The sequence below is a fragment of the Paraburkholderia guartelaensis genome (genome assembly GCF_004353905.1).
Taxonomy (GTDB): domain Bacteria; phylum Pseudomonadota; class Gammaproteobacteria; order Burkholderiales; family Burkholderiaceae; genus Paraburkholderia; species Paraburkholderia guartelaensis.
In genome coordinates, this window is the sequence record NZ_SMOD01000008.1 from 281,499 (window position 1) to 289,855 (window position 8,357).

The 8,357-nt window shown below is 60.8% G+C and carries 8 protein-coding genes and 1 pseudogene; 3 read left to right on the plus strand and 6 right to left on the minus strand.

The window, feature by feature from the left end; translation table 11 throughout:
* Positions 1-3: 3 nt before the first annotated feature.
* Genes E1N52_RS13300 through E1N52_RS13315 form a run of 4 tightly spaced genes read right to left on the minus strand, consistent with a single transcriptional unit; the run spans position 4 to position 3,449 of the window.
* Positions 4-738, minus strand: coding sequence for a CoA-transferase subunit beta (locus tag E1N52_RS13300; RefSeq protein ID WP_133183238.1), 735 nt, complete (start codon positions 736-738; stop codon positions 4-6).
* Positions 731-1,564, minus strand: coding sequence for a CoA transferase subunit A (locus tag E1N52_RS13305; protein WP_133183239.1), 834 nt, complete (start codon positions 1,562-1,564; stop codon positions 731-733). The genes E1N52_RS13300 and E1N52_RS13305 overlap by 8 nt, the downstream gene beginning before the upstream one ends.
* The gene (locus tag E1N52_RS13310) at positions 1,561-2,304 is read right to left on the minus strand and encodes an enoyl-CoA hydratase/isomerase family protein (RefSeq protein ID WP_133183240.1); all 744 of its coding nucleotides are present in this window, start codon (positions 2,302-2,304) and stop codon (positions 1,561-1,563) included. Before E1N52_RS13310 ends, E1N52_RS13305 begins: the two co-directional genes overlap by 4 nt.
* Positions 2,301-3,449, minus strand: a complete 1,149-nt coding sequence (locus tag E1N52_RS13315) for a CaiB/BaiF CoA transferase family protein (protein WP_133183241.1) — start codon at positions 3,447-3,449, stop codon at positions 2,301-2,303. The genes E1N52_RS13310 and E1N52_RS13315 overlap by 4 nt, the downstream gene beginning before the upstream one ends.
* A gap of 287 nt (positions 3,450-3,736) precedes the next feature.
* Here E1N52_RS13315 and E1N52_RS13320 point away from each other — a divergent pair, with 287 nt between their 5' ends.
* A complete protein-coding gene (locus tag E1N52_RS13320) occupies positions 3,737-4,486 on the plus strand; it encodes an IclR family transcriptional regulator (protein ID WP_133183242.1) in 750 nt (249 codons plus the stop codon).
* A gap of 30 nt (positions 4,487-4,516) precedes the next feature.
* On the opposite strand, the gene tcuC is transcribed toward E1N52_RS13320, so the two are convergent.
* Positions 4,517-5,815, minus strand: coding sequence for an MFS transporter (gene tcuC / locus E1N52_RS13325; RefSeq protein ID WP_133183243.1), 1,299 nt, complete (start codon positions 5,813-5,815; stop codon positions 4,517-4,519).
* A 222-nt stretch (positions 5,816-6,037) separates the two neighbouring features.
* On the opposite strand from tcuC, the gene E1N52_RS13330 reads away from it, so the two are divergent.
* Together E1N52_RS13330 and E1N52_RS13335 are read left to right on the plus strand one after the other, a co-directional pair.
* Positions 6,038-6,706: a cysteine dioxygenase family protein gene (locus E1N52_RS13330; protein ID WP_246089049.1), complete on the plus strand. Its 669-nt coding sequence runs from the start codon at positions 6,038-6,040 to the stop codon at positions 6,704-6,706.
* 873 nt (positions 6,707-7,579) lie between these two features.
* Positions 7,580-8,062: pseudogene (locus tag E1N52_RS13335) on the plus strand (paraquat-inducible protein A); the annotation flags it as partial.
* Positions 8,063-8,130: 68 nt separating this feature from the next.
* Here E1N52_RS13335 and E1N52_RS13340 read toward each other — a convergent pair.
* A partial coding sequence (locus E1N52_RS13340; RefSeq protein ID WP_165979374.1) for an ATP-binding protein occupies positions 8,131-8,357 on the minus strand: 227 nt, incomplete at its 5' end.

The window sequence follows — 8,357 nt, forward strand, 5'->3', positions numbered from 1 at the left end:
TGGTTACCTGAGTCGAATAACTGCATCGCGTTCAAATTGCCCAGCGGGGTCGAGCGACTGTAGTGCCTCGCGCTCGCGTGCCGTGGGCGGGGCAGTGGGTTCGGCGCCGGTGGCATCGAACGTGAAGCCGGTGCGCTCGCGCACTTCTTCGAGACTCGATTCCGGGTGCCACGAATGCAACGCGAGCCTGCCGTCGCGCTTCACGAACACGGCGATCGGCGTGACCACGCCATGCATGCCGCCCCACGACGTGACGAAGTCGAGTTTCTCGACCAGCGTGCGCTTCGAATGCTCTGTGCGCCACGTGCACGCGCGTTTTGCCGTTGGCAACATCACCGCGCCGCCGCCTCCGCCTGGCAAGCGCACCTTCGGATGCGCCCATTCGCCGATGCATGAATTGTTCGCGCAGCCCGCGCCGTCGAGCTGGGCCGCACCGAGGAACGTGAGGTCCATGCGGCCGCGCGTGCACAGGTCGTAGAAGTCCTCGTTGGCAAAAATCGACGCCGAGCCTTCGGCGAGCACGGGATCGGAGCTGGAGACCGGAACGCACGAGGGCGACGGATCGACGCCGCCCGCGACGTTGATATAGATGAAGTCCCAGTCATACGCGCGCTTCGCGAGCAGACACGCGAGCATCGGTGGCGTGGAGTTCACACCGCTGAACGTGATCTCGTTTGGGCGGATGAAGCGCGCGAGATTGGTGACGATGTAGGAGAAACCGCTCCATTGCTCAGCCATGCTGACGTGCCTCCATTTCTGGCGCTGCATCCATATGGCTGGCGAGCGCGTGCGGTCCGTCCTCGAGGTACGCTTCGACGGCCGGATAGTCGATTGCATACGACGGCCAGCACGAGCCTGGCCATGCGCCGTTTTTGACGATCGCGTAGTTCTGCACCATGAAATAAGGCACGACGGTGAGTTCAGGCTGATCGGCGAAGTTTTCGTCCGATACTTCTTCGGCAACCACGAGCACGCTCTTCGCGGCCCGGCTCATGATACGGTCCCAGTGATACGTGCCCGCGATACGCACATTGCCGAGCTTGTCCACGCTCGACGCGTGAATCACGGCGAAGTCCGGCGAGATCGCGGGGATGACGTACGTTTTCTGGTCGCTGCCATACGGGTCGTCCAGGCACTTCCAGTCGTTGATGCGTACGAGTTCGCTTCCATGCAGCCCACCGCACGGCATGAACGGCACGCCGAATGCCGCCGCCCGCAAACCGGCGGTGAGACTTGCGCAGGCGTGTTCTTCGAGCTTCAGGTCGCCTTTTTCGACCGCACGCCGATACCACGGCGCGAGCCCGAAATTGCCCTCCATCGCGACGATGCCGCAGCGCGCGCGCGAAGCAACGCCTGCGCGGCACAGAATGTCGATGTCGTAACCGGGCGACTGTTTGATGATCTCGATGTCGCGCTTCTCCTGGCGGATCAGTTCACGCACGAACGCGAACGGGCCACGATGCAGGAAGCTTCCGCCCAGGCCGAGCGAAGCCCCGTCGGGCACGAGCGCAACCAGTTCTGCAAGCGATACTTCCTTGTCCTTGCTGGCAAATCCGGAACTCATACGATTTTCTCCTGCGCCTTTTTCGAGGCGGTGAGATAGGCTTCGATTCGCGTGTGGATACCCGGCGCGCACGCTGAACGCACGAGCGCGGCAAGGTCGGTGTCGGCCTGTTCAGTGTCGAGGGCGCGCCGCAACAACGCGCGGCTCTCCGCGGGCAAGGCGTTCACGCGCTCCAGCGCTTCCGCGATCAAACCCGCGTGCTGCTCAGGACCCACAACACGTTCGATAAAGCCGTTAGCGATCGCGCGTTCGACATCGAACGTGGCGGCCATTTCCAGAATACGCTGCGCTTCTCGCGTGCCGACGATGCGCGCGAAGCGCGCCGAGCCCAGCGCGAGCCCGAACTTCAGGCCAGGCATGCGGAACGTCGAGCCCGGGGCCGCGGCGCGCAGATTGCAGGCAGCGATCAGGTCGACGCCGGCGCCGAAGTTCCTGCCGTGTGCGAGCGCGACCGTGAAACACGGTGAACTCGCGATCTTGTTCAGGAGTACCTCGATGCGCACGAAGCGCAGCAGCAGATCGCCTTCGCTTTGTGACTGCACGTCACTCATGTCGAATCCTGCACTGAAGCAGCGGCCCTCGCCTTGCAGTACGACGAGCGGTGTCCCGGCGGCTTGCGCTTCATCGAACGCCTGGATCAATTCCTCCACGAGACTCGCGCATAGCGCATTCAGCTTGTCCGGGCGATTGAGTGTGATCGTCCAATGCGTGGGCAATTTCGATACGACGATCGTGCTCATGCCGCGACCTCCGACTTGCTGAGCAAATCAGCGTTGTGCTCACCGAGGCCGGGCGGACGCATGCGGATTTCCGGCGCCTTGCCGGAGAAGCGCACGGGCGAGGCGAATGTCTTCGTCTGAACGCCGTTCGGCAGTTCGAGCGGCTGCACCCATTCCATATGCTCCACCTGGACGTCCTTCAATACCTCGGAGTATGTATTGATTGGCGCACAGGGCACGCCTGCTGCGCGAAAGCGCTCGATCCAGTGCGCGGCGTCGTCCGCGGCAAATATCGCCTCGAGCGTATCGCGCAGCGCGACCTGGTGCTGCGCACGCGAAGTGGGGCTGGCATAGCGCGGGTCGGCATCCAGATCGGGGCGCCCGACAACCGAGCAAACCGACTTCCACAGCGCGTTGTTGCCCGCGGCCATGCCGAAGTAAGTGTCGCGCGCCTTGAACGCCTGATAGGGCGCATTGCGCGGATGCGCTGAGCCGAGTTTCTGGGGGTCGCGACCTGTTCCAAAGTATTCGGACGTCTGCAGCGCGGCGATAGCGAGCGTAGCGCCCAGCATAGGCACGTCGATGTGGGTGCCTTCGCCCGTAGCCGCGACACCGCGCAAGGCCGACGCCACAGAAAACGCGGCATAAAGGCCGGCAGAAAAATCCGCAAGCGGCACGCCGCACTTGACCGGTGCGCCGTCAGGCTCGCCCGTGATGCTCATGATGCCGCTCATGGCCTGTACGGTCAGGTCGAAGCCGCCTTCCTGCGCACGCGGTCCCGTCTGGCCATACGCGGAAATCGAGCAATAGACGATACCAGGCTTTGTCGCGCGAACATCGTCGTAGCCAAGGCCAAGGCGGCTCATCACCCCAGGACGATTATTTTCGATGACGACATCCGCCGTATGGATCAGCGCCTTGGCCTGCTCGATGTCTTCCGGATTCTTGAGATCCAGCGTGACCGAGCGCTTGTTCCGGTTCAGCGAGGCGAAATTCTCGCTGTAGCCGTCGGAAATCGGTGGCCAGGCTCGCAGCGTGTCGCCGCCTTGCGGATGCTCGACCTTGATGACGTCTGCGCCCATATCTGCGAGGAGCATGCCGCAATAGGGGCCCGCTGCCACATTGCAAAACTCGATGACCCTGACTCCCTTGAGTGGCTGATCCATTCGTGTCCTCGTGCTGTCAGTTCGGATTGTCCCGGCGCTAGAAGAGGCGCGCCGCTGGTTGGTACTGCGCCTGAAACCTATTCTGAATGCGACGAAATCCAATGTAAACCAAAAATTGATACTGTCATCCCAAGAATTAGGATATAGAGATTGGGGGAAATACCGATACGTAAGGCGCCGACACGGCCGCCTTTCTTGCGTGCCGGCGAGTTGGCGTTGGCGCGACAGAAGCGCTGTTTGCCGATGAGCCGATGTAGAATGAGTTCTTTATCCCAGCATTTAGGACCATGGACAAGACGCTGCTGAAGGGCTTGATGTTGCTGGAAATGCTTGCCGATCAGAGCGGCAAGCCGGTGACCATCCCGGTTCTGGCGGAAAAGGTGGGGCTGACCAAAAGCAATACGCACCGGACCTTGCAGACACTGGCGCACGCGGGCTACGCCACACGCGACGACGCCACCGGCAACTATCGCAGCACGTTCAAGCTTTTCGAGCTTGGCGCGAAACAGATGGCGCAAATCGACGTGCGCCAGTTTGCGGCCGCGCACATGCGAGCGCTCATGGAACTGACGCAGGAGACCGTGCACCTGTCCATTCTCGACGGCGGTTCGGTCGTGTATGTGGACAAAGTCGAGAGTTTGCAGCCCGTGCGGGCGTACTCGGTGCTGGGTGGCCACGCGCCCGCGTACTGCGTCGCAACGGGCAAGATTCTTCTTGCTCATCAGAGCGATCAGTACATAGCGCGGCATCTTCCCGAACTCGTGTCGCACACCAAGGCGACGATCACGGACCTGCCGGCGCTGAAGCTGGAGCTTTCCCGCGCGAAGGCCACTGGCTATGCGATCAACCGTGGCGAATGGCGCGAGAGCGTGGGTGGCGTAGCTGCGCCGATTTTCGACGCCTTCAATTCGGTGAACGCGGCGATCGGCATTTCCGGACCACTGGAGCGCCTGAGCGTGAAGCGCATGAAAGAGCTCGCGCCCGCGGTTCAGGAGGTTGCACTGAAGATTTCGCGGGCGATGGGGTTTCGTCAGTAATCCGGGTTTCGCCGTGGCGGTCGCTTGAATTTATGAAGCCGCTCCCGCAGACATGCTTTCAACCTGCCGGTCGTTCCCGCGCACGATCATGAGAGTCGAGAGCAGGGCAAACAGCGCCCCGATGGCAAGCCAGACGCCAGGCATCGCCTTGTTCGCTGTGACATGAATCAGGACTGTGCATATCGCAGGCGTAAATCCGCCGAACACGGCCTGCGAGAGACTGTAGGCAAGCGAAAAGCCGGTACCGCGCACATTGGCCGGGATGATTTCGGTGAGGGTGACCACGAGCGCCGCTTGATATGCGGCATACAGGAATGCGAATCCCGTCTCGACGAGTAAAAGACTGGTGAACGACGGTGCCGCAACCAGCCATGTCATTGCCGGGTAGCTCACCACAGCGATCGTCAACGAGGAGCCGATCAGCAGTGGGCGGCGGCCTATGCGGTCCGATATGGCCGCCATCACCGGGATCATCGTAAAAGTGACGAGCGCGACGCAAGTGGTCACGTAAAACGTGTCGATGGGCTTCAACCCGAGTTCGACGCGGCCGAACGTAGGTGTATAGGCCGTGATGAGATAGAACATGATGCTGGTAAGGCTTACGAGCATCATGGCCCAAAAAATGATACGCCAGCTTTGCGCGAGCGACGAAAAGATTTCGCCAACACTCTGGCGTCTGCGCGCCTCGAACGCGTGTGACTCCTGCACCGAACGGCGAATCCAGAAAAGCACGGGAACGATCGAGCAGCCGAGCAGGAAAGGGATACGCCAGCCCCACGCGTTCATCTGCTCGCCCGTGAGCATGAAGCGCAATGCAACGCCAAGGATCGCCGCGAGCAATACCGAAATCTGCTGGCTTGCGGACTGCCACGACACGTAGAAGCCACGGCGCCCCGGTGGGGCGATTTCCGATAAATAGACCGACACGCCGCCCGACTCCGCACCGGCAGAAAAGCCCTGCAGCAAACGCCCAAAGATGACGAGTGTCGGCGCGAGCAGACCAATGCTGGCGTAGTTCGGTGTGACGGCAATCAGCAGCACGCCGATCGACATCAACGTAAGTGTGAGCAGCAGGCCAGCGCGTCTTCCATGCCTGTCCATGTAGGAGCCGAGCACGATCGCGCCAAGTGGACGCATCAGGAAGCCCATGCCGAAGGTCGCGAGTGAAAGCATGAGCGATACGTACTCGTTGTTGCCCGGAAACATTGCCTTCGCGATCGCCGACGCATAGAAGCCGTAGACCATGAAGTCGTACATCTCAAGAAAGTTACCGCTGACTACGCGCACCACGGTTCCGGCCGTGGCTTGTCCCTTCGATTGCGTCTCCATCACGTCTCCAGATTTGATGCTGGTTTGTCGTGCGTCCTATAATTTAGGATGAGTGAATCAAATATTGACGACTCATGCTCTCACCGCAGAAAATGGCGGTCAAGAAGGAGGGAGCACTTCAAGGGAATTCCCCAGGAGAGTTTGCGTCGCGAGGCCACGGAGGCGGGTTCCGTCGTAGCGTGACCGGAGCGCCGTGAGCGAGATGTTTCTTGAGGAGGCAGGGTGAGTACAGACGCGATCAGGCAAGACGAGTCAAATGAGCGCCGCAAAGAGAGTCTCGAAACCCAACCCCGTTTTCGATTATTCGTCGAACAGGTCACGCGGTTAGCCGACGCGAAGGGAAGCGGCTGGGTGGGCGAAAAGGCGGAGGAAGATTGGCTGACGCAAGTGAGTGAGACGGCGAAAGCGCTTGTGTCTGTCGATGACTGGTTGCCGATTGCGGCGGCGGAACCGCATTCAGACCATTACCAGCAGTATCTGCTCTATTGTGATCCGCAGGAGCGCTTCACAGTGACGAGTTTCGTGTGGGGGCCGGGCCAAAGAACACCTGTCCATGACCACACGACATGGGGTGTCATTGCAATGCTTCGGGGCGCTGAGTATTGTCAGCGATTCGAGCCTGGTACGCCAATGAGGCTCACCGCGGCCGATCTTCTGCGCGAGGGTGAGACCGATGTCGTCTCGCCTGCATCAGGCGATATCCATCGGGTAGCAAACGGCACGGATGGCGAAGTCGCGGTCAGCATCCATATCTACGGTGGAAATATCGGGCGGATCGTTCGCCATGTCTTTGCGCTGGAGACCGGGCGAGCGACCGATTTCATTTCTGGCTATGCCAATGTAGACGCAAACTACCGCGGCTATGCGTCATTCGCGGACCGGACGATATGATGGACCAGGCCATACCGGGCGCGGCGTAGGCCGTCTTGACGGTTGTATAGAACTCGCGCGCATCGCTTCCCTGTTCGCGCTTGCTGCTGTTCGATCCCTTGCGACCGAGAGCCGGCTCGATGCCGTGCAGCGTTGACCCGTTGAAAAGGGCGATTCGTTTAGCCCGACGCCGGATTGGGAGTGCAGACGTCTACTTATCGCTGTTCTTGCCGCCGCCGAGCTGCGCCGCCTCACAGGTGAATGGCTGCTCCTGGCCGACTCCGGAAGTTCGCTAACCACGCGGTGACAGCTGAGGTACAACGGTCGTTCGCCATGGAGTATCAGCGTGCGCCAGCGTTTGCGCCGCGAAAGTATCTGCAAAGAGCCGGGAGCGGCGCTCGGAAAAGCATTTCCTTAAGCACGGAACATGGCTCTTCCGTGTCATGGTCACTGGAGCGAATCGCCGCGGCAAACCTGCATTCGCTCGATGAGACAGGCCTACGCTAGCCCTGCTTGTGCTCAGATCATGATCGGGCTCAGTTCTTGTTGGCGATCATCCTGCACGATCAACCCCAGGACTAGCACTTTGACGGAGTTGGCCAAGCTCACCTCACTCCTTTGCAATTGGCCTTCAATGACACGAGACTGATCAAGACGCTCCGGAGCGCACGCCCAGCGCTGCAGGCACGCTTCTCATCGAGATCGATATGAGACCAAGGTCCCATTGCGATAGACCCCACCGGTCACCAGACTTAAGGCGGACAGCCATGTGGACCGTCGTCGTGACGGGCATGGGTGCGACTGAATTCAACAAATAGATGACGGTGCCGGGTGGGAGAGCGGACAGTCGCGGCCGTAAGCCTCGACTTCGCAACCTGCTTCACAGGTGAACCAATGAATGACGGGAAACTCATCGCCTGCCACGAGTGCGATCTCCTGCAACGGGAGGTGGCCGTGCCGGAGGGGGGCAGTTTGCGATGCCAGCGCTGCCAGGCCCAGTTGGGCCGCGAGCTTCCCAACAGCCTCGAGCGCGCACTCGCGTTTTCTCTCGCCGCAGTTGTACTCTTCGGAATCTCGAACGTGTATCCGATTGTCGGTCTGTCGGTCAACGGGACTGTCGTGGAGACGACGCTACTGGGCGCCGTGAGCGTGCTCTATGCGGACGGGAAGTGGCCCATCGCGGGGCTGGTATTTGCGACCACGGTCCTGATGCCGATCTTGCAGACCGTGAGCATGCTGTGGCTACTGCTACCACTGCGGTTTGACCGTGCGCCGTGGGGCGGTGCGGCCGTATTCCGACTGTGCCACCTGTGCCAGCCGTGGGGCATGACCGAAGTGCTGATCCTCGGCTTGCTGGTCGCGCTAGTGAAGTTGTCGGCCCCCGATGGGCAGTTCAAACTCCTCCACTTGTGGGCGGCTAAATTCCCCCAGGCAGGACGAGCGGATTATGCGTCGGATTCCTCAGTGACGGCAAGCCTGGCAGCGGCTTCACGGAGACGATAGCTCTTGCCTTCAAACTCGAGGAGTTTGGAGCGATGCAGCAGACGGTCAAGGATCGTCGAAGCCATGGTGCTGTCGCGAAGGTAGCGCCCCCAGTCCTGGACGACGCGGTTGGACGTGACGAGGATGCTGCGGCGTTGCTTGTAGCGTTGATGGACGAGGGTCTGCAGCA

Excerpts from the sequence above, each read along its gene's own strand:
- E1N52_RS13300 (WP_133183238.1), bottom strand. The coding sequence starts at position 738 with ATGGCTGAGCAATGGAGCGGTTTCTCCTACATCGTCACCAATCTCGCG.
- E1N52_RS13305 (WP_133183239.1), bottom strand. The coding sequence starts at position 1,564 with ATGAGTTCCGGATTTGCCAGCAAGGACAAGGAAGTATCGCTTGCAGAA.
- E1N52_RS13310 (WP_133183240.1), bottom strand. The coding sequence starts at position 2,304 with ATGAGCACGATCGTCGTATCGAAATTGCCCACGCATTGGACGATCACA.
- E1N52_RS13315 (WP_133183241.1), bottom strand. The coding sequence starts at position 3,449 with ATGGATCAGCCACTCAAGGGAGTCAGGGTCATCGAGTTTTGCAATGTG.
- E1N52_RS13320 (WP_133183242.1), top strand. The coding sequence starts at position 3,737 with ATGGACAAGACGCTGCTGAAGGGCTTGATGTTGCTGGAAATGCTTGCC.
- tcuC (WP_133183243.1), bottom strand. The coding sequence starts at position 5,815 with ATGGAGACGCAATCGAAGGGACAAGCCACGGCCGGAACCGTGGTGCGC.